Source organism: Paenibacillus sp. Y5S-9, from assembly GCF_036894235.1.
Taxonomy (GTDB): domain Bacteria; phylum Bacillota; class Bacilli; order Paenibacillales; family Paenibacillaceae; genus Paenibacillus.
The window spans coordinates 1589285-1610427 of record NZ_CP145887.1; the positions used below are offsets into that span (position 1 = coordinate 1589285).

Annotated in this window: 16 protein-coding genes; 8 read left to right on the forward strand and 8 right to left on the reverse strand. The window is 47.2% G+C overall.

Going from position 1 to position 21143, the window contains the following annotated elements; all coding sequences use genetic code 11:
* Window positions 1-3 precede the first annotated feature (3 nt).
* The 3 genes from V6669_RS06935 to V6669_RS06945 form a co-directional block, all read right to left on the reverse strand.
* Entirely contained in the window at window positions 4-798 is a 795-nt protein-coding gene (locus V6669_RS06935) for a MurR/RpiR family transcriptional regulator (protein ID WP_338592126.1), read from the reverse strand.
* A gap of 135 nt (window positions 799-933) precedes the next feature.
* Window positions 934-1767: an ABC transporter permease subunit gene (locus tag V6669_RS06940; RefSeq protein WP_289391512.1), complete on the reverse strand. Its 834-nt coding sequence runs from the start codon at window positions 1765-1767 to the stop codon at window positions 934-936.
* Complete coding sequence (locus V6669_RS06945; protein WP_338592135.1) at window positions 1760-2665, reverse strand: ABC transporter ATP-binding protein; 906 nt, start codon at window positions 2663-2665, stop codon at window positions 1760-1762. The genes V6669_RS06940 and V6669_RS06945 overlap by 8 nt, the downstream gene beginning before the upstream one ends.
* Before the next feature lie 444 nt (window positions 2666-3109).
* Between V6669_RS06945 and V6669_RS06950 the strand changes: the two genes are divergently transcribed.
* Both V6669_RS06950 and V6669_RS06955 read left to right on the forward strand, forming a co-directional pair.
* Window positions 3110-4945, forward strand: coding sequence for an HSP90 family protein (locus V6669_RS06950; protein WP_338592137.1), 1836 nt, complete (start codon window positions 3110-3112; stop codon window positions 4943-4945).
* Window positions 4945-5994, forward strand: coding sequence for a hypothetical protein (locus V6669_RS06955; RefSeq protein ID WP_338592139.1), 1050 nt, complete (start codon window positions 4945-4947; stop codon window positions 5992-5994). Before V6669_RS06950 ends, V6669_RS06955 begins: the two co-directional genes overlap by 1 nt.
* 151 nt (window positions 5995-6145) lie before the next feature.
* Here the strand turns inward: V6669_RS06955 and V6669_RS06960 are convergent, their stop codons facing one another.
* The 4 genes from V6669_RS06960 to V6669_RS06975 all read right to left on the reverse strand — a co-directional run bounded on the left by V6669_RS06960 (window position 6146) and on the right by V6669_RS06975 (window position 10855).
* Window positions 6146-8296, reverse strand: coding sequence for a serine hydrolase (locus V6669_RS06960; protein ID WP_338592142.1), 2151 nt, complete (start codon window positions 8294-8296; stop codon window positions 6146-6148).
* Between the two features lie 107 nt (window positions 8297-8403).
* Window positions 8404-9174, reverse strand: a complete 771-nt coding sequence (locus tag V6669_RS06965) for a DUF3169 family protein (protein WP_338592144.1) — start codon at window positions 9172-9174, stop codon at window positions 8404-8406.
* 1 nt (window position 9175) lies between these two features.
* The gene (locus V6669_RS06970) at window positions 9176-9385 is read right to left on the reverse strand and encodes a helix-turn-helix transcriptional regulator (RefSeq protein ID WP_338592147.1); all 210 of its coding nucleotides are present in this window, start codon (window positions 9383-9385) and stop codon (window positions 9176-9178) included.
* A 174-nt stretch (window positions 9386-9559) separates the two neighbouring features.
* Window positions 9560-10855, reverse strand: a complete 1296-nt coding sequence (locus V6669_RS06975) for an MFS transporter (RefSeq protein ID WP_338592149.1) — start codon at window positions 10853-10855, stop codon at window positions 9560-9562.
* Between the two features lie 165 nt (window positions 10856-11020).
* Between V6669_RS06975 and V6669_RS06980 the strand changes: the two genes are divergently transcribed.
* Complete coding sequence (locus V6669_RS06980; RefSeq protein WP_338592151.1) at window positions 11021-12907, forward strand: ABC transporter substrate-binding protein; 1887 nt, start codon at window positions 11021-11023, stop codon at window positions 12905-12907.
* Between the two features lie 241 nt (window positions 12908-13148).
* Here the strand turns inward: V6669_RS06980 and V6669_RS06985 are convergent, their stop codons facing one another.
* Window positions 13149-14642 carry a serine hydrolase gene (locus V6669_RS06985; RefSeq protein ID WP_338592154.1) on the reverse strand — a complete coding sequence of 498 codons (1494 nt, stop codon included), beginning with the start codon at window positions 14640-14642 and terminating at the stop codon, window positions 13149-13151.
* Window positions 14643-14891: 249 nt separating this feature from the next.
* Here V6669_RS06985 and V6669_RS06990 point away from each other — a divergent pair, with 249 nt between their 5' ends.
* The 5 genes from V6669_RS06990 to V6669_RS07010 all read left to right on the forward strand — a co-directional run bounded on the left by V6669_RS06990 (window position 14892) and on the right by V6669_RS07010 (window position 20991).
* Entirely contained in the window at window positions 14892-16088 is a 1197-nt protein-coding gene (locus tag V6669_RS06990) for a DUF4367 domain-containing protein (RefSeq protein ID WP_338592156.1), read from the forward strand.
* A gap of 395 nt (window positions 16089-16483) precedes the next feature.
* On the forward strand, window positions 16484-17671 hold the full coding sequence (gene alr, locus V6669_RS06995; RefSeq protein ID WP_338592159.1) for an alanine racemase: 1188 nt from the start codon (window positions 16484-16486) through the stop codon (window positions 17669-17671).
* 260 nt (window positions 17672-17931) lie between these two features.
* Window positions 17932-18213, forward strand: coding sequence for a ribbon-helix-helix protein, CopG family (locus tag V6669_RS07000; RefSeq protein WP_017690037.1), 282 nt, complete (start codon window positions 17932-17934; stop codon window positions 18211-18213).
* A 3-nt stretch (window positions 18214-18216) separates the two neighbouring features.
* A complete protein-coding gene (locus tag V6669_RS07005) occupies window positions 18217-18567 on the forward strand; it encodes a type II toxin-antitoxin system PemK/MazF family toxin (RefSeq protein ID WP_024630714.1) in 351 nt (116 codons plus the stop codon).
* 234 nt (window positions 18568-18801) lie between these two features.
* Window positions 18802-20991: an alpha-galactosidase gene (locus tag V6669_RS07010; protein WP_338592163.1), complete on the forward strand. Its 2190-nt coding sequence runs from the start codon at window positions 18802-18804 to the stop codon at window positions 20989-20991.
* Window positions 20992-21143: the final 152 nt, after the last annotated feature.

Here is a 21143-nt window from a genome sequence, read left to right on the forward strand (position 1 = left end):
TCGTTAATACGTATCGCTAATGCTCCCCATGTATAACATGTCGAAAATGTAGAGTACCGAGACCATCGAAGACATTTTGGATAGCCTTAATTGTTCATTGTATCCATAAGCCAGCAGCGTTTCATCACAATGTCTGGACAGGGTTGAATGGTTGTTGCCCGTGACCGCGATGACTTTCATCTGTTTGTTGCTGAGCACTTTGGCGGCTTCAATCATGGATTGGTTCTCACCTGTGTGCGATATAACAAAAGACAGCGTCAGGCTATTGGGATTCATCGTGTTCAAATAATGCATATTCGGACTATTGTGAGCAATGGCAGATATACCGAGTTCATTCCACTTGGCACAAGCCTGTTGAGCCAGATAATAATTCATATCACTGCCATAGATATCGATACGTACGGATTCTTTGACCCAGCTAGCGATTCGTAGCAAAACAGGAGCGCTTAACATCCGGCGGGTATCCTCCAGCGCCTGCTGGTACAGGTAAGGAACCGAGTCGATGGCAGCCAGCACGTTCCCTTGTTCTGCAATTGCATGATCCTGCGTTTGCATCGCGGAAGGCATCTGTTGATATTCAAGAGCAAGCTTTAACTGAAAGTCTGGGTACCCCTTGGTACCCAGCTTTTTGCATAAGCGAACAATAGTGGATGAGCTTGTATAGGTCTGCTGAGCCAGTTCATGGGCTGTAGAATCAAACACAACTTCGGGATTGTTCAGGATATAGTCCACAATATGTTTCTCCTGTGCCGTTAATTGTGAAGCATATTTTAATTTTTGAAGTAGTTTGGATTCCATACAGTTGTTCCATTCCTCTCTAGAATCATCCCATAGCATATATCTCCACATCATAACCCGCGTATATTTATTTCTCAATCTGTATAGCGGAGCGACAGTGTGATCTGTTGAATTTCCTCGTTACACGCACATCATTCAGATCTGACTTTCCGCCAGTTGCTGACGACCATTCCACGCCGTGACCAGACGAAGAAGAACCAAACTTATGAGCAGGAGCACTGCTCCAATCATGAGTAACATCCAAGGACCAATGAGCAGCATGCCACTGGCTTGACCAGCGACTAAGGCGATGAGGGGAAGGACAATTAATCCGCCGAGCTGATAGGCTTCCTGGAACCCACGGACCTTGGCCGAGATCAGGACGTTCAATAAAATGACCATAAGACTGCAAGCGGGAACAACCCACACCACAAGTATTATCCAGTTCAGATTGGGAAACATCAACGTTCCAAACATGGGGTACATCAGAATATTGGCAATGATTCCGTAGATCAGGAAAGTAACCCAGGATAATAGAAGGGAAGGGATCAGTGCAGCTAGCACTTTGCCTTTAAAAAGAGTGTTCATACTGATCGGTGTGAACAACAATCCTTCCAGCGTCTTACGTTCCTTCTCACCAGCGAAACTATTGGCCGTCAGAATACTGGAGGCCATCACCGGAATGATGAGAAACAAGGGAGCGAACATATACATGGCCAAGTAATAGACAATACGATGATTATCTGTAGGCATGGAAGCAAGCTGAGGAATCTGTCCACCATGGGTTAACGCATCCAATGATTCGAGTAGAAAGCTGATGTTGCCCAGAGAACGAAGTTCCATTCTGGAGGCCGCCCACAGGAGGGCAGAGGGCATAATGATTCCGATAATCAGTGGGACGATCAACATGGGCAACCAGAGCTGAACGCTGGCTGTGACGGACCGGATATCTTTACGTACCAGTGCACGTATGGCTTGGCGGTTATTCATGGTGGTGTGCCTCCCTTATGGCAAAATAGATACTTTCCAGATCACTGCCCGTGATGCGGGCCTGATAGACTTGACCATGCTCCGTTAATTGTCTTAGGAGTAATGGAATGTCTTCACGCGATGTAAGCTGAAATACTGCTTGATGTGCGGAGATTATTTCAGGCGTGAAGTCGGTTGCCGTGTGCCATCCATTGGGCATGTCGGCTTCTACTTCGAGCGTCGGCGTGGACAGGTACCGGCTAACAATCTCCTGCTCTGTGCCTTCCTCCACGATGTGCCCCTTTTCCATGAAAATATAATGATCACAGACGGCTGACAGCTGGGACAGCACATGGGATGAGACCAGAATCGTCATCTTTTCTTCCTTATTTAACTGACGGATAATGCGCAGCACCATCTGAATTCCATCCGGATCAAGGCCATTGGTGGGCTCATCCAGAAACAGGATGGAAGGACGGTGCAAGAGTACTCGTGCAAGGCCCAAGCGTTTCTTCATGCCTGTGCTATAGGTGCCGACTTTTCGATGCTGATAATCCTGCAACTCGAACAGAGTTACAAGCTCGTCGATTCGTTTCTTGGCATGCTTCAGGCCAAAAACATCTGCGAAGAAAGTCAGATTGTCACGCCCGCTCATATTTTCATATAATCCACTTTGCTCGGTAAGGGTGCCACACATGGCAAGTACTTTCTCCGCCTCACGAGCGGCGTCCAATCCGTTAATGGTCACCTGTCCACCGGAAGCGCCCAAGACCCCATTCATGATACGGATCAGTGTGGTTTTGCCCGAACCGTTGGGTCCAATCAACCCGGTGACACTGCCTTGTTTAACTGTGAAACTGACATCATGCAGTGCTTGATGCTCCTTGAATTGCTTGGATATGTTGCATACTTCGATCATGTATATTCACCGTCCGATCTGAGTTTGGAGATTATACGTGCGGTAGGCTGATATCGTTCAAATGGACGACAAAAAAGATATTTTCCTCCTTCAATAGTCCCGAATGTAGGATGCATATTTACCCTGAAGTCTGTCTGAAATCGGGTCTCAGGTTTGTTTTTTCTCTGCCGTGTAACATGTATCCTTATTTTAGGGTAGAACATCCGTTTCATTGCCATTCATAATGTGGTAATGAAAGATAAGGCCATACGTCTCATGAATGCCTGTAATATTCATCTAACGCCGGTCTTGGTTATCCAGGGGCGGCTTGACGTGATGTTTAGGCGTGCCTGTCACGGGAACGTCTGTTTTTAACGATTACATAATGAATTCGTCTAACACATCCATATGATTACATCGTATGGGTACATATTGTGTTTGGACTTAGAGGAAGGTGAGTGAGTCATGACAGCATCCAATGAATATCGTTTTCAAGTGAACCTGAGCGGGATGATCCAGATTTTATCCAACCATCTATATAGCAGTCCGAAAGTGTTCTTGCGAGAACTGATGCAGAATGCGACGGATGCGATTACCGCACGAACGGAGGCGGAGCCAGGGTATCAGGGTGAAGTGCGTGTTGAACTGACGGGAACAGGTGAGCAATTGACCATGATGGTGGAGGACAACGGCATCGGCTTGACTGAAGCTGACATCCATGAGTTCCTGGCGATGATTGGACAATCCTCGAAGAGGGGGCAGCAAGCGCTGCTGGATGGAGAGACTTCGTTTATCGGGCGTTTCGGGATCGGGTTGTTATCCTGTTTCATGGTGAGTCACGAAATTGTCATGCTGACGCAATCCGCGAAGGGCGGCCCTTCGATGGAGTGGCGGGGCAAGCCGGATGGCACCTATACGATTCGACAGTTGGATACACAGCTGTCCCCGGGGACCAAAGTATATCTGCGTTGTACAACGGACGCAGCGCACTACTTTGAACCAGATTATGTGAAAGAAGCTCTGTTCTATTACGGAGCGTTATTGCCGTATCGGGTCATGCTGGATCATGACGGTGCGCAACATGTAGTGAATAGCGAGACACCGATCTGGCTGATGGACCCTGCACTCGCACGTTCACGCAGAGCGGAGGTATTGGCTTTTGGTGAACGTCTGCTTGGGGAGCAGTTCCAAGACTTCATTCCGTTGACGACAGCTTCAGGCCGTACCGGGGGTATTGCTTTTGTACTGCCACACGCGGTTAATCTGAATGCCAAGCGTTCTCACCGGGTTTACCTGAAGAGAATGCTGATTTCGGAGAAGGCTGAGAACATTTTGCCAGAATGGGCTTTCTTCGTGAAATGCCTGATCTGGACAGATGAGCTTCAACCGACGGCATCACGGGAACATTTTTATGAAAATGAAAAGCTGGAGGAAGTTCGCTCCGAACTTGGAGACGCACTTCGCAAGGGACTGGCCGACATGGCTGAGAGCCAGACGGAACGGCTACAGAAGCTGATTCGCCTGCATGCCTTGTCCATGAAGGCACTGGCTGTACAGGATCAGGCATTCTATGCCATGATTCATCGCTGGCTGCCATTTGAGAGCACGAGGGGTCACCGTGAACTGGGTGAGCTAATCGATGAAGGAGAGAAGTTGTATTTCACGTCTTCTGTCGATGAGTACCGTCAGATTCACCATGTAGCATCCGCACAATCGATGCTGGTGATTAATGGTGGTTATATCTATGACGGTGAGTTGATGGGGACATTGCCGATGGCTGTGCATAATGTACAGACGGAGCGTCTACAACCGGACCAGGTTTCGATGAGTTTCACCGATGTACCTCCCGCTGAACGCAATCAATATTATGATGCATTGCGACTCGCAGATTCTGCCTTACAGCGCTTCCGTTGTCGGGCTGAGGTGAAAGGTTTCATGCCATCGGATCTGCCGGTGTTGTTCACGCTGTCTCAGGAATCTTCAACACTTCGTGCGCTGGAAAAAGCAAGCGAGGAGAGCACGGAATTGTTCTCGTCTGTTCTGGGTTCATTGTCTTCTAGCATGAGTTCAGCAGGGTACTCAACCTTGTATTTGAACGTGAGTAATCCGATCATTCAGCGGGTACTGACATCACCGGATGATCAGATGACACCAATTGCCATTGAAATGTTATATGTCAATGCACTGATGATGGGGCATTATGCGATGAGCAAACAGGAGCTTGAAGTGTTAAATCAGGGCATTGTTCGTTTTATAGATTGGGGTTTACGTGCAAATACAGATCGTAAGGGGGATGCCTGATGAAGACAGAGATGGATTTTGAAGAATTGATGGACGAGGCCTATGGCTTACCCAATGGTCCGGCGAAGCTTGGTATGCTGGAGGAAGCGGCAAGAGTTGCCGATGTCAATGGCATGGTTATGGAGGCGTACGAAGCACGCTCAGAGATTGTGGATGTAGCCACCTTCTGTGGATATCCGATGAAAGCTTTGATTGCTTTTTCCTGGCAGCTGGGCAAGTTCGACCAACAGCCCGAAGAATATGATGAAGAAACATTAATGTGGTCGTACAAATGGATATTGGGCAAGATGCCCGACTTCCCGGAAATATCACGTGAGAAGATCATGGAGTTGTTGGAGGATTTCGGACGGCGTTTCAAGTCGTACGGTTACAGCGAACGCTCCTACTGGTATTATCGATTCCGGATCTTTATGGATTTTGGGGAGCTGGAGGAAGCGGGACGCAGTTATGATCGATTCAGAACGATGGATCGTGACTTTATGAGTGACTGCGAAGCCTGTGAGCAGGATGAGATTATGCGATATTTCCTGTTAAAAGGAGACGATGAGAAGGTGTTGGAGGCGGCACAGCCTATCCTGAAAGGGCGTATGAGCTGTGCGGAGATTCCGCATCTGACTTTGTCTGAAATTTTGATGCCGTTATATCGGTTGGGACGGACTGTGGAAGCAGATAAACATCAGACCAAGGGATATCGACTGATCAAAGGCCAGAACGATTTTGTGCAGAGTTTTGCGGAACAGATGGATTATCTCACACGTACGAACCCTGCAAAAGGCATTGATGTGCTGGAGGAAACACTGGTGTTCGCTGCGGATCATGAAGATCCTTACGCCAAAATGTTGTTTTATGCCAGAGCAGCATCGTTGCTTCGCCGTTGGGCGGAAGAATCTCCAGAATACCGATTGCGTCTGCCAGCGTCCTTCCCGTATGAAGGCGATCCAGGCGATCTGCTCAAGCTGGCCGATTACTTTGCGGAGCATGCTCAGACCGCTGCAGCCAAGTTTGATCAGCGCAACGGGAACCACCATGTATCTTCGTTGATCGAATAGAGACGGATATCACTCAGTAACAGATCGCTATAATAATAAGTTATGAAAAGTAACAAAACAGGCTTGTTCAAGAAGGATCGTATCCTTCTGAACAAGCCTGTTTTTCTTGTCATAAGCATGATAAATCTAATCGGTATGAGATATTTTATTTTTATTGTGCTGATGCTGCAGAAGGGACCGGCGCTGGTACAGGAACCGGCGCAGTTTCAGATGTCTCCTCTGCAGGCTCGGCTCCTTCAGCAGGTTCAGCTTGCGGCTGCTGAGCAGCCATCAGTTCAGCGACGATTTGATCTGTTGGTTGGGTAAGCAGCGCATACATAATCGCAGCCTCTTCCTGACGAATCAGAGGTTTGCGGGAAAGTAAATCAATGGACCCATCTTCCAGCACTTTTACCTCAGGTCCATGGATACCAAGCTTCGCCATCATCTGAACGGCTGGTACAGCCCATGGGTCCGTGTGTCCCGCAAGTTTGACATCTGTGAACAGTTCACTAGGATATTGCAGTTGCAGAATTCTCCACATCATGACCATGGCTTCCTGTCGGATAATCACTTGATCCGGTTTAAACTGCGTTTCATCTGCGCCCGTAATCATACCCAATTCATATCCAAGTTGAATATATCCGGCCGCTGTATGGTCTGCCCAGTCGGTGTCAGCAGGAGGCGTAGTTTTGCTGGGCTTCAATCCACTCAGTTTAAGGGTGTTCTCAATAAATTCAGCTCGTGTTACACCTGTTTTTGGTTGGAAAGACTTGTTGCCATCATTCTCATAATATCCAAGAGATTGTATGGCGTAGATGGCTTCAGCATAAGGACTGTTCTCACGAACATCCCGGAAGCCCATAGGCTTTTGACCTTTTTTCTCATAACCCATAGGGTTGAGGTAAGGTTCTTTCATGTATGTGGTGCCATCTGCATATTCTTTGAATGCTGTGAATTGACCAGTCAATTCATCTTTGAAGAGATTATCTTCCACTTGAATCAGGTTGCGTTGACCCAGAAAAACATCCGAAATGCTCAGTTGTCCAGGCTCTGTACCTTCATTTTTCAGGGAGCTGACGATCGTGCTAATTCGTAGATCAGCGTACAATCCGGTGAAGCGTTGTAGCTCAGCTGCGGATTGCGGCGTGTATTCCTTGAACTGTACAGGCTCTGCATATTGCGGGAAGAAACTTTGAATGAATGCCGGGTAGAACAGATTACGAAGTGCTCCATTTTGATTATACGTCAGGAAAACGCCTGTATTTTGCTCGGGAATAAGGAAGAGATAAGAGCTGAATCCGGTCAGGTCGCCTCCTTTTGTAATGATACTTGGATTACTTCCTGCTCCGGGAAGCTGAAATGCAGCTTCGAATCCATACGTGGTGTTTGGTAACAGTGGATGAATGGAAGACCGGTACTGTTCCATGCTTTTCACTGTGGATTCCTTGAGAATACGCTCGTTGTCTTTCACGCCATCATTCAGGAACGCAATCATGAACTTCCCGATGTCCTCAGCGGTAGACAACATGCCACCTTGAGGCATTGGTGTTGGAGAGATGGTGTACAGATCAAGCGGATTGTGTGCCGCATCATAGCCTGTAGCAAGCTGCTTCTGGAACTTTTTGTCCAGCATGAAACTGCTGTTATCCATTCCCAACGGTTTGAAGATATGCTGTTGCATGTAGGATTCAAAAGGCTCGCCGCTTACATTCTCGACAATCATGCCAAGCAGCAAAAACGAAAAATTATCGTACATGTAGGCGCTACCAGGCTCTCGAACGACAGGAGGCATGTGTTGCTGTGCGTAATCCTCCATCGCTATGTACTTGTCAAAATCAGTATGGATGTCTTCCTGCTGCGGATCACGGATCTCGAATCCGGTCGTGTGGGTGAGCAGGTTCTCCACAGTTACAGGTTTGTCAAAAGGATTATCAAATTCGAGCCCTTTCACATAGGTCTGAAAATCAGCTTGCAGATCAACCTTGCCTTGCTCCACCAGCTGCATTACAGCAGCAGACGTGAACGTTTTGGAGACAGAGGCTACACGGAAGGCCGTATTTTTCGGATCGATCGCTGTTTTGCTCTCCACATCGGAGAAGCCATAGCCTTTTTCCGCCAGAACTTTGCCATCCTTCACAACAACAACGGAGGCTCCCACATAATGGGCTTTTGCCTCAGGTGAATCGAAGAATGAATCCAGAAATGCTGTAGCCGATTCAGTTGTCAGCGCTTTCGTCTTTCCTTGTTCAGCAGCTACTGGAGTCGCTGTCTCCGCCTGGACTGCGGGTACCCATAGACTGAGAGACAGAACCACAGCCATGAAAGCTCCTGTTAGGGAGGTGAACCTGAAACGGGTCTTTCGTTTGGATAAATGCATGCAAACACTCCTTTATGAAAATATTTACAAAATAGTTACTTACCCATGTATTACTGATTACTCGCACGATAGGTTTCACGATAATAGATTCCAATGTTGGCAATCCAGATCACAGAGAGCATTACAATTGGGAATGGAGCAAAGGTAAAGAGCATCGAATATAGAACCATAGAGACCATTCCGACACCAAGAAGTACATTCATCATCTGAAAAGAACGATAGGCTGCGCGATACACAAGCCATTTCTCGCCTTCATCCAGCTTCTCAAAATGATCCTTCTTCATATTGCGCGAGTTCAGATCCAGAGTGCGTTCAGGATAATAACGGTTGTATCGCTTCACAGTCAGAGTTTGCACGACCACAACGATGATAATGGAGATACACGAAGCAACGAGATTCAAGAGGTTAAACAGTTCTGGAGAATTCGGCATGGTTCGGTTGGATGCATATAAGGACAAGGCGAGTGCTGCCCAGGTAAACGCAAGAATAACGCTGAATCCGCTGAGGATCATCGCTTTCCCAAGGGAGCGCTCTGCGGGAGAGATGAGTGAATCGGAATCTCCATAAGCATCATCTTCCATGGGAGGGACAGATGGCGTGCGGGAGAGACTGAAGATGTTCCACACCGTCATAACTACCACAAGAGCCGCCAGTATTGCGAATAAAAGATCATAGTCATAATACACAGACAGCGTCCAGTTCAAGTCAGAAGGGAGTTTACTGACTCCGCTAGCTCCCAGAAAACCAACTACAGCGCCACCTGCTGCATACAAGGGAAGACGCAACCGCTTTTTGATGGACGAGGATGATGAATTTTTCATTTTATTCTCCACCTTTCAGTTCAAAGAGTTTTTCGACAGGTTCACGAAATACATGTGCTATTTTTAGTGCCAGAACGACCGACGGAGAGTAATCTCCACGCTCAATCAGGGCAATGGTTTGACGGGATGCACCAATGAGTTTGGCCAGTTCCGCTTGGGATAGCCGGTCTCTGGCTCGTAACTCCCGAACGTGATTGTGTAATTCTTCCACTTGCTCACCTCCATGAACCTAATGTACATGATATATGACTAAATGTAAACTATAATATACAAAATGTTAATAATAATTTACCTGTATGCGATGAGGTTGGTCATGAAAAAGAGAGCCTGCTGGGCTCCCTAGGATGATTATTTTGTTGTCCGAAAAGTTGCCAGAAAAGTGAAATCAAGATGCATCTGCACACGGCAGATGTTGATTCTGTTCCTCTGACTTCCGAAGTAACATTCGGAAAAAGATGAGCGCTCCAAGCCCCATCAGGATATACAGACCAGCCATCGCATAGGAGGGCAGAAAGGCTCCAATAGTTAACCCAATACTGCCGAGGAGGGCAGCAACGTTATAACTCAACCCGTCAGCAGCCATATAGGCAGCACGTTCCGAATCTGGAATCATACCCGCGAGCATGACCAGACGAACAGGGGCGTACATCAATTCTCCAATGGTCAGCAATATAGCGGAGAAGATAAGTAACCAGGCCCAGTTGCTGAAAGCAAGTACGGTGAAACCTGCGGTATAGAGGAGCAAACCGACAGTCATGATAGATCGGGACTGGAAGCGACCTATCCATTTGGAGAATGGAATGGCAACCAAGGCGACCAGTACGGTGTTGATGACCATGATTAGGCTGAACATATGCAAACCTGAGATATCTGAGCCGAACAGTTGAGAGGTGAATTCTTTTTTTAGACGAACAGCGATGTATTTATCCAACTGAAATTCCAGGGAGACTGCAAGTACAGTAGCCGTGAAAAATATCATGAAACGTTTGTCCTGAAAGACGGCCCAGTACGTTTTCAGTATGTTCCTCTGGATGGGAGCATCGGCCTCCAATGCTCTGGTGGATGGGCCGGAATTATTGGATTGATCTTCACAATCGTACACGCGTTTATACATTGTTTCACGAATCATAAAGATCAAAATAAACAGGGTAGCTATACTTTCTAGGCATACCAGACTGAACAATAGGAAACGAAATGATTCGAATAATAGCCCGCCCATCAGTGCGCCAAAGGTTACAGCAACGTTTGTTGTCCAATATTGCAACCCATATACATAATGACGTTCATGTTCACTGCTCACGTCAACAATCATGGCATTAGCTATCGGCACTGTGATCCCTGAACTGAGACTGCTGAGCAGAAACATGAGACAAGTGACAATGATCGAATCCATCCACGGTGAATTTGCGATGGCCAAGCCGAGTAGAGCCATGACTTGGAGACTTTGTGCGATCACCATCAATTTCTTCCGTCCAATTCGATCAGACCAATATCCTGCCCACAATCCAACAATCATGGAAGCCACAATATTGACCGTCAGTAATACCCCCGCCATACCTGCGCCAATCTGAATACTCAGATAGATCGCCATGAATGGAATGATGGACTTCTGGGTCAAATCGGTGAAAAAATCAGTAATGATTCGTATCCTGATGTTAGGGTGCAGATCAGCGTATTTCATAAGTCGTTTTTCTTCCTTCCCACTGTTCATGTTGATGTTACTGAGTATAATGGAGGAAAACCTGAAGAAAAACTGTAGAAGCAACCAGGAAGATTTCGTATTTTAGCAGAATGAAGAAGGAAATTATTAGATAGAAATTTAGAATGAGAAGAAGGTAGGGCATATATGGACGTATCAGAACATTACATTCAACTGCGGTTAAACTTTCCACATGTGCATGATGAACAAGAAGTACATACAACAGTAGGTGAACTCGCCGATTTTTTATGTTGTACTATGCGCAACATGAACCTCATTATGAACAAATTCAAGGAGAACGGATGGGTCAGATGGAACCCTCAGCGTGGCAGAGGCAAAAAATCGATGCTGGTATTTTACGTCCCGTTGCTTGAAGTGGCGCATGAACGGTTCGACTATCTACTGAATGGCAACAGGATGGAGGATGCCTATGAACTGGCCGCTACCTTGCCAATACCGATGCGAGAACATCTGATGCAACAAATGCAGCATCAATTCGGTCTGCGTTCGAATGAAGGGGACAGAGGCCGAGTGGATACATTGCGAATTCCGCAGAATACACCTTTTAAGACTCTCGACCCAACGCAGACGGGGATGTGGGGAGAAGTATTCATTATTGCAGAGGTCTTTGATCGTTTGGTTCGTTATAATGCTGAACGCGAAGTCTGTGAGCCGGGCCTGGCTATGGCATGGGAGAGTCAAGCGGGTGGAAGGGAATGGACCTTTTATCTGCACAAAGGCATACCTTTTCATCATGGAAGGATACTGGATGCCGAGGACGTCAAGTTTACCTTTGATCGTATTATCTCTGACAAGAGTAATCCGTGCAGGCCTCTGTTTGGTTCCATTGAGAGCATAGAGGTGTATGACCAGTTGACTGTACGTTTTGTGTTGAATAAACCCAACTTCATGTTCCCGGATCTGATGAGTAGTATGTCTGCATCGATCTTGCCGAGAGATGTGGAGATGAACCCGCTTCATCCGATTGGCACTGGACCTTATCGATTGACTCGTCATGATTCGAAGCTGCTTGTGCTTGAGGTGTTCCTTGCTTATTTCAAAGGGCGGGCTTATGTGGATCGTGTTGAAGTGTGGCAGCTCCCCCACTCGGGCAAAGCGGAGTCCATCATCAAACATGATTTATTTCCGGATGCACAACCTCGTGCTGTACAGCATGAGATGCAGGGCGGTGCGTATATGACGTTTAATATGCAAAAGGAAGGGCCGCAGCATGATGTGAATTTTCGCCGGGCTGTTCAACAGCTATTGAATGTGCAGGAGTTGTGGGAAGCACTCGGAAGCACGAACACACAGCCTGCTTATAGTTTAATTCGAGGAAGAGCACAGCAACGGCATCTAACGGAGCATGTGGATCAAGGGGAGCCATGGAAACAACATTCGGAACAACCGGATGGTTCGGTCACACCTGAAACAGTACTTTCTGTCGAGACCTCACTGGCGCGGGCCTCAGCATTATTACGTCGTAGCTCTTACCAAGGGCAGATGTTATCTCTGTGGGTGGAAGAAGGAGAAAAGATGGAGGCAGACATGGTCTGGTTTGCAGAGAGATGTAACCAGATTGGCCTACATATTAACATTATGCCGGGAGACCCGGTCCATGCAGTCTATCAAGATGGATTCAGGGATTGTGATCTGATCTATACGGGAGAAGTGTTCGATGATCATATCGTGCTGAGTCTGGTGACGATGTATACCTTTCAGAACACATTATTCCTGATTGCGATGAATAATTACTGGAGATATGAACTGGAACAGGAATGTGGACGAGTGGTCATGATCCAGGAACCTGCGGAGCGGTTGAATAGATTGATTCGGCTAGAAGATCGACTGATTCAGGAGGCATTGCTTCTGCCCACGTACAGCTTCAAGGAAGAACACGCCCATCATGATTCGCTGAGAGATTATCGTGTTGCGGGTTATGGTCTGCCTGATCTGCGCCGATTGTGGGTGAAGAGAAGACCTGGTGCCGAGGAAGAGGATGCGAGTTATCCGGTGTATATTCCGTTGTGGTAGGTAGGGCTACCACAACGTAAATGAAGCAAGTGTTCTCTATATAAATTGAATTAAACATTGATACAAAACGGAGAGGACAGAAATAACCTGAAGAAGCAGAGCGTTCGCCTTTATCCCCGGATTTTCCCTTTATGAAAAGAAATCAAAGAAATCTGGGGATAACAGCGATCAGAAGGTTGTTCTGTCATCGGAGTGACCAGTGTAAACATTCATTAGTTTAATTTATATAGGTTCTGATCATTTACGAAACCCTAATGAATTCAATAGGCTTTGCACCCGGCTCAAGTAACAAAGGAATGGAAATGGATTGTGCAACTTCTGATGATTCATTCAGGGTGAACGTATATGTGATCTTCAGACCGAATAACACAAATTCGACGGAAAACGTATCTTTTCCGGTGTATTCCATAGGCATTTCGATGGCGTTAAAGGTTGCTTGTAACCCGTCCGATGTTTCCTTAATAGACATCTCGCCATAACCAGGATTCGTGTAAATACCTGCATAAGTGATGAGAGGACGATCACAAGGTGTAATGTGAGGTTCTTCAACTTTTTCCTCAACGGCAGAGTCTGGCTGAATAGGTACTTCCAAAGGATTCTCCGGATTAGTCTCCGTTTCTGCTGATTCTTTCCCCATTAATTTGCTCATTCTGGAACTCCAATTGACGGGTTCCAATCCAAGCAGTCGGTCCATGATATGAAAAGCAACCGTATATGGAATAACACTTCCGTTGGTATTGCTCAGTACTACGATCCCGATCTGCTCCTCTGGCAAAAAGGCAACCTGTGATGCGAAGCCATCAATAGCCCCACCATGATGAATCATGGCATGTCCACGATATGGCTCAATCATCCAGCCCAGACCATATGTACCCACAGGCAGCTCTTTGCTGTTGAATGGTGAATCAAAAGCCATCTGAGGACTGTGCATAACCTTCATCTGTTCCTTAGAGATCAATGATATTCCTTTCCATTCTCCTGAATGCAATTGGAACTGAAGCCATGCAATCATATCGACTAGATTACTGTTAATGGAACCAGCGGGTCCTATGGTATCGATGGCTCGAAAAGGAGTTCTAATATTCTGACCATCTTTCTCTATATAAGGACAGGCATAGTCAGTCTGAAGCTGCATCTCATCGACAGAGAATAGGCTTGAGTTCATACCTAGTGGGTCAAATAGAGACTTTTGAACAACCTCTTCCCACGAATTTTCTTTCAATTGTCCAACCAGATAACCTGCCGTCATGTACATCAGGTTCTGATACTGCCATTTGTTTCGGAAATCTTGATTTGGCTCCAGATACTGTAATGTACGAACAAGTTCTTCTCTTGTGCGTGGGGAGTTGTACCATACCAACTCATGCCTTGGAAGACCGGAGCGATGACACAACATGTCGCGAATAGTGAGACGTTCTGTTGCGACCGTATCGAACATCTTGAAGTCTTTCATATACGACTTCACAGGGGTATCCCAGTCCAGTATCCCCTGATCCACAAGCAGAGCAGCGGTTGCTGCGGTAAAGGCTTTGGTACTTGAACCGATGGCAAACAACGTATTAGGGGTAACTTCAAGTTTGGACTCCAGGTCACGATAACCGTAGCCTTTTTGCCAGATGACTTCATCCTTATGAATCACAGCCACCGCTGTGCCGACACCATTCCATAATCGAAGCTGCTCGTCGATGAATTCATCCAGTCCTTCCAGTGATGTGCGAAGCTTTGTTTTCGTCATACCTTTTCCCTCCCAATATTCAACAAAACGAATAATATCCTACAATTCACTATGCCTTTTCTGGATAAAGTTAACATCCTCCCCGAGACTGATTTTGCGTAGCAATGCCGTATTAACGGACTTCACCGATTGCTTGTCAAACTAGTCCGCATATATCGAACAAGTCCCTCATAACATGTACTAATCAAGTAGGGGTTCTGCTGCAAGCACAATCCTGAAGTGAAAACATGTGCTAAAGGGGATGATGTCATGCGCCGAATATCATGGATGCTTGCCATGGTATTGGTCTTATCGGCCTTACTTGCCGCCTGCGGGAAGAAGGATGCGGCAGCTGTGGTCAAAGATCTGAACGAAGTCGTAGGAGAGATGGAAAGTTACCAGGGGGCAGGCGTGATGACGCTGCATACCGGAGATACGCCGCAGCAGTACAAGGTCGAGGTATGGCATCAGAAGCCTTCCTATTATCGTATTGCGTTAACGAATGCCAAAAAGGATGTAACACAGATTGTACTGCGTAACGATGAAGGCGTATTTGTTTTGACACCGAGCCAGAACAAAAGCTTCCGTTTTCAGAGCAATTGGCCAGATAATCAGGGACAGGTATATCTCTATGAAACATTGATTCGTAGCATTACGGGGGATACAACCCGTCAGTTTGCGGATGAGAAGGAGAGCTATGTTTTTGATGTAGCTGCCAATTATAATACACACGCACTTGTCAGACAGAAAATCTGGCTGAACAAATCGGATTACGCACCTAAACAGGTGGAGGTATCCGACTCCAATGCCAATGTTGTGGTCGATGTGAAATTTGACTCCTTCAAATTCGGGACTGAATTTGAGAAAGATGCCTTTGACATGCAACGTAACATGACAGCCAATACAGAAGAAGGCGGCAAAACAGGAACGGATTCTGGTGTAACTCCTGCGGAGCAAACAGGTGAGGGTGGTAAAGAACCTGCCAATCCTCAGACAGCGCCTGAACCTGATGGAGCCGTTACTGATGGACAGTCGGGTGTAGGTGGTGACACAGAGCAGCAAGGTACAGAGGGTGCTGCAACAGGTCAGGAAGGCGAAGAACCAACGCTTGCAGAGCCGGAAGGGGCAGACAGTTTTGGTGTAATTCAGCCGACTTATGCGCCAGAAGGTGTGCAGCTCAAGGATGATCAGATTCTGGAAGAGGCTGGGGACTATTCGGTTATGCTTCGTTATGAAGGAACATATAATTACACGATATTCGAAGCCAGACCGCAGGATCGAGCCGTATCGCTTGCTCCATCCAGTGTAGTGGATCTTGGATTCACACTGGGGATGATCAGCGGAGATGCGTTGCAGACACTGACATGGATGACAGATGGTATAGAGTATCGGATCACCAGTGCAGACCTGCCTCAGAACGAAATGGTACGCATTGCAACATCGATGCAGGAAGAGTCAGGCAAATGATTTTTGAACGAATGAACGAATAGTAGCATAAACATAAGGAATGCTAAGAAGCATCGGAGACCCGTTCTCCGGTGCTTTGCTTTGATGTAAGACAGGTATTCATCTGGCGCCGTTTTTCTTACTCAATACACCCAATAATGCAAAATGCGCTTCTACGCAGAGGGAACCGGGTAAATAATCGATATAAGCAGATTTTGCTGGGGTGGGAAAGTGGAATTTAGCCCTGCCAATCTCGCTTATTGGTCTTCTTCTGTGTTCGCATTTGTTCCTCAAACGGCGCACCTTACATCTGTTTTTGAATGCGAAACTTCGGTTCATTTGACAGTCACATGCTGGAGCATTACGATGGAGTTTGACGTGAGCCGGATTAAGATGATTAGAGAAGGTGACTTAACGTGCAAGGACAATATCGGCCGACCCAAGCGGACATCAATTTGGATCATTTGTGTACTAACGTAGAAGCTTTCCGCGAGGCATTGCCTCAGGGCATGAAATTCCTCGCCTGTGTGAAGGCCAATGCCTATGGACACGGAGCGGTGGAGACGGCTAGGGAACTGGAACGAGTGGGTGTGGATTACTTAAGTGTGGCTTTTCTTGACGAAGCTCTGGAACTGCGACAACATGGGATTACGATTCCAATTCTGGTATTGGGTTATACGCCGCCTGAAGGGATCGCTGTTGCATGGCAACATGATGTGACCGTCACACTGTTCAGCAGGGAAGTGCTTGACGCCATTCGACATCTGGATGCGAGCACATTCGCTAACAAACTGAAGGTTCATATTAAAATCGACAGCGGTATGGGCCGATTAGGTCTGTTGCCTGGCGATGAGGCATTGGCTTTCATTCAGGAAGTAGCTTCGCTCAATCAGGTGATGCTGGAAGGCATGTTTACCCATTTTGCCAGAGCAGATGAAGAAGACAAAACCTATACACTGGAGCAGTATAGACGGTTCCAAGGCGTGGTTCATGCGCTCAGGGATCAGGGATGTTCCATCCCGATTATACATACGGCGAACAGCGCCGCTGCCATTGATACACCGGAATTGTCCTATGACATGGTACGTGTGGGAATAAGCCTGTACGGACTGTATCCTTCGGCTGAGGTGAATCATCAGGTGGTGAAGCTATCCCCGGTATTGACGCTGAAGACAAAAGCGGTTCTGGTCAAAACACTGCCACCCCATTGGGGGATCAGTTACGGAACCCGTTATTTTACGCAAGGTTACGAACGAATAGCGACCCTGCCGATCGGATATGCAGACGGATTCTCCAGAATGCTGACAGGTAAAGCACAAGTGCTTGTACGCGGCCGCCGCGTCCCTGTCGTCGGTACGATCTGCATGGATCAGTGTATGGTGTCGTTACAATCTTTCGCGGAAGAGGCGGAAGAAATTCAAGTCGGCGAAGAGGTTGTCCTCATCGGTCATCAGTCTGGTGGCGTAATAACCGCAGACGAGGTGGCAATCCAGCTCGGTACAATTGCTTATGAGGTGATCTGCATGATGGCGCACCGCATTCCGCGGGTATATACCCGCGGGGGAGCAGTAGTCGCCAGAATCAATCCACTTTTGACATCCTGATAGTTAAACTGGACGTCATTACCAATAAACTTTTTTTCAGAACAGAAGGAAAACTGTCGGAGCATCTCGAATTATGTATGACGGTAAGGATTTAATTCCTGAATTGAGATGTTTGGTCTGTACGAATATTGTTCCCCGTGTTTATAATGGAGTACAGCATACTTGATATACTCGGGGCATATATATTCCTTTGTATAAAAGTTCTGGAAAAACGTAATACTGGTTCACAATGGCGAAAGGTTTGTGGGGGTGGAAGAAAGGTGGCCAACTTGCAGAACACCAAGCGGATCATGATCAGTTTACCTGATTATCTTTTGCAGGAAGTGGATGGCATCGTAGCGCTGGAGAATTCCAACCGCAGCGAATTGATTAGGCAGGCTATGAAGCTGTATTTAACGGAGCGTAAGAAACGTTACATCCGTGAAACGATGCAGCGAGGGTACATGGAGATGGCAAAAATTAATCTGACCATGGCATCCGAAGCCTTTCATGCGGAGGAAGATGCGGACAGCACTCTGGACCGCTTAGTTAGCGGGGTGTAGACATTGATCGTAAAACGTGGTGACGTTTTTTTTGCGGATCTTTCTCCCGTTGTCGGTTCCGAGCAAGGTGGAGTCAGGCCGGTTCTGGTGATCCAGAATGATATCGGCAACCGGTTCAGTCCAACTTGTATAGTGGCGGCTATCACCGCCCAGATTCAGAAGGCAAAGCTGCCAACGCATGTTGAAATTGATGCGGCGGCACATGGCTTTGACCGGGACTCGGTTATTTTGCTCGAACAAATACGGACGATTGATAAGCAGAGGCTGACTGACAAGATTACCCATCTGGACGAGGAGACCATGAAATTGGTCAACGAAGCCTTACAGATCAGCCTTGGTTTAATCGATTTTTAGGCAGTAACCAGCGTCTTGTACGCTGCCCTGCCGTCCGTTGGCAATGGATGTTCCTGTAAGGGAACACACTGAATTCAGACTGTAACCAAAAGAGCGTATGACATCCTTCGGGCTGTTATGCGCTCTTTTGATTAAAGCTTGATGAAAGCGTAGAACATTGGCGATCTTTTCGCTATAATGAAACCTGAGAAACCGTTTACCCGAAAGACCTATATATAGAGGTGGAGGAGACATATGAGCATTTACATCAATCAGGAGAAACTTCAATTTCATTTACAGACCCGTGAGGCCAGTTACGTATTTCAGGTACTGCCTTCAGGATATTTGGTGCATTTGTATTATGGCAAAAAATTACGCGACACCGATCTGAGCTGGTTGCATGTACGGACAGAACGAGCGTCCTTTAGCCCTAACCCTGTGCCAGAGGATCGTACGATCTCATTCGATACGTTGCCAGTGGAATTGCCAGTGTATGGCACGAGTGATTTCCGTAATCCTGCAATCCAATTGGAACTTGAGAATGGCTCAACGGTTTCAGAGTTTACGTATACAGGTCATCGATTGATCAAAGGAAAGGCAGCGCTTACTGGATTACCAGCAACGTATGTTGAATCTGATGAAGAAGCAGAGACGTTGGTTATTGAGTTGGAAGACCGCGTTGCAGGCATCAAAATCGAGCTTTCCTATACAGCCTTTACGGCATTTAATGCAATTACACGCTCAATGCGTATCGTTAATGAGAGCGCTACCTCAGTGAATGTGGTGCGTGCGCTCAGTTCATCTGTTGATTTCCCGCATGCGGATTATGAATTGTTGCAATTGTCAGGTGCATGGACACGGGAACGTGATATTGTTCGTAGACCGCTTGCTTCAGGACTGCAAGGAATTGAGAGCCGTCGTGGTTCAAGCAGTCACCAGCAGAATCCATTTATTGCGCTGATGACACCAGGTACGGACGAAGATCAGGGTGAAGTCTACGGATTCAGTCTCGTCTATAGCGGTAGCTTCACTGCACAGGCTGAAGTGGATCAGTTCCACACCACCCGTGTATCACTCGGGATCAACCCGTTTGAGTTCAGCTGGAAGTTGGAGCCACAGGAAGCGTTCCAGACACCTGAGACGGTTATGGTGTACTCGGCTGCAGGTTTGGACGGCATGTCACAGTCCTACCACGAATTGTATCGGGAGCGTCTTGCGCGTGGTAAGTTCCGTAATGCGGAACGTCCGGTTTTGGTCAATAACTGGGAAGCGACTTACTTTGGATTCAATGCGGACAAGATTGAACAAATCGCTCGTGCCGGACAGAAGCTGGGTATTGAGCTGTTTGTCTTGGATGATGGCTGGTTTGGACATCGGGACAGTGACAACTCCTCGTTGGGCGACTGGATTGTAGATAAGAACAAATTGCCACAGGGTCTGGATGATCTGGCTAACCGGGTAACAGGTCTGGACATGCAGTTCGGATTGTGGTTTGAGCCTGAGATGATCTCACCAGACAGTGAGTTGTACCGTGCGCACCCAGACTGGTGTCTGCATGTGCCTGATCGTCGCCGGACAGAAGGACGTCAACAACTGGTACTCGACTTCTCTCGTCAGGATGTACGTGATGAGATTGTGCGCATGTTAACAGACGTACTTGGTTCTGCACCAATCACTTATGTGAAATGGGACATGAACCGCAATATGACGGAAGTGGGTTCTGCGTTGCTACCGGCAGATAGACAGCGTGAGACAGCGCATCGTTACATGCTCGGACTGTATGACGTCATGGAACGAATCACTTCGGCGTTCCCGAACATTCTGTTCGAGAGCTGTTCAGGTGGTGGTGGCCGCTTCGATCCAGGTATGCTGTATTACATGCCACAGACGTGGACAAGTGATAACACGGATGCAATATCCCGCCTGCGGATTCAATACGGTACCAGTCTTGTGTACCCGGTAAGTTCGATGGGATCACATATCTCAGCGGTACCGAATCATCAGGTCAACCGGATCACTTCGCTTGAGATTCGGGGACATGTTGCGATGTCAGGCAACTTCGGGTACGAGCTGGACCTGACAAAATTCACGGAGGAAGAGAACAACATCGTGAAAGCCCAGGTTGAACTGTATAAAGAGATTCGTGGAACGGTTCAGTATGGAACATTCCGTCGCTTGCTCAGTCCGTTTGAAGGCAATGAGACAGCGTGGATGTTTATTGCACCGGACGGAAGCGAAGCCGTTGTATTCTACTTCCGCGTGCTCTCTGAGCCTAATGCGCCACTTCAGCGGCTGAAGCTGAAAGGATTGGACCCTAATGCGGATTACCGTCTGAAAGGCGGATCAGAGACCTTTACCGGCGATGCTCTTATGTATGGCGGTATTTCGGTAGGCAGCACATCAGGAGACTATCTGAGCGAGATGTTCCGGTTCGAGCGCGTCTAGACTGCAATTGCATATAAAGTTTTAAAAAAAGGAAGGACCGGGGAGCGTCGTGATGACGTTTTTCGGTCTTTTTTTGACGTAATGGGGAAGGCTGGAGGATAACATGACTCTGTCAGAACTTGTATGCTTGCGGATTGATGGAAATCTGGACG

Bases quoted from the DNA above. Each gene is read 5' to 3' on its own strand.
- V6669_RS06935 (WP_338592126.1), bottom strand. From the start codon at position 798: ATGGAATCCAAACTACTTCAAAAATTAAAATATGCTTCACAATTAACG.
- V6669_RS06940 (WP_289391512.1), bottom strand. From the start codon at position 1,767: ATGAATAACCGCCAAGCCATACGTGCACTGGTACGTAAAGATATCCGG.
- V6669_RS06945 (WP_338592135.1), bottom strand. From the start codon at position 2,665: ATGATCGAAGTATGCAACATATCCAAGCAATTCAAGGAGCATCAAGCA.
- V6669_RS06950 (WP_338592137.1), top strand. From the start codon at position 3,110: ATGACAGCATCCAATGAATATCGTTTTCAAGTGAACCTGAGCGGGATG.
- V6669_RS06955 (WP_338592139.1), top strand. From the start codon at position 4,945: ATGAAGACAGAGATGGATTTTGAAGAATTGATGGACGAGGCCTATGGC.
- V6669_RS06960 (WP_338592142.1), bottom strand. From the start codon at position 8,296: ATGGCTGTGGTTCTGTCTCTCAGTCTATGGGTACCCGCAGTCCAGGCG.
- V6669_RS06965 (WP_338592144.1), bottom strand. From the start codon at position 9,174: ATGAAAAATTCATCATCCTCGTCCATCAAAAAGCGGTTGCGTCTTCCC.
- V6669_RS06975 (WP_338592149.1), bottom strand. From the start codon at position 10,855: ATGAAATACGCTGATCTGCACCCTAACATCAGGATACGAATCATTACT.
- V6669_RS06980 (WP_338592151.1), top strand. From the start codon at position 11,021: ATGGACGTATCAGAACATTACATTCAACTGCGGTTAAACTTTCCACAT.
- V6669_RS06985 (WP_338592154.1), bottom strand. From the start codon at position 14,642: ATGACGAAAACAAAGCTTCGCACATCACTGGAAGGACTGGATGAATTC.
- V6669_RS06990 (WP_338592156.1), top strand. From the start codon at position 14,892: ATGCGCCGAATATCATGGATGCTTGCCATGGTATTGGTCTTATCGGCC.
- V6669_RS07010 (WP_338592163.1), top strand. From the start codon at position 18,802: ATGAGCATTTACATCAATCAGGAGAAACTTCAATTTCATTTACAGACC.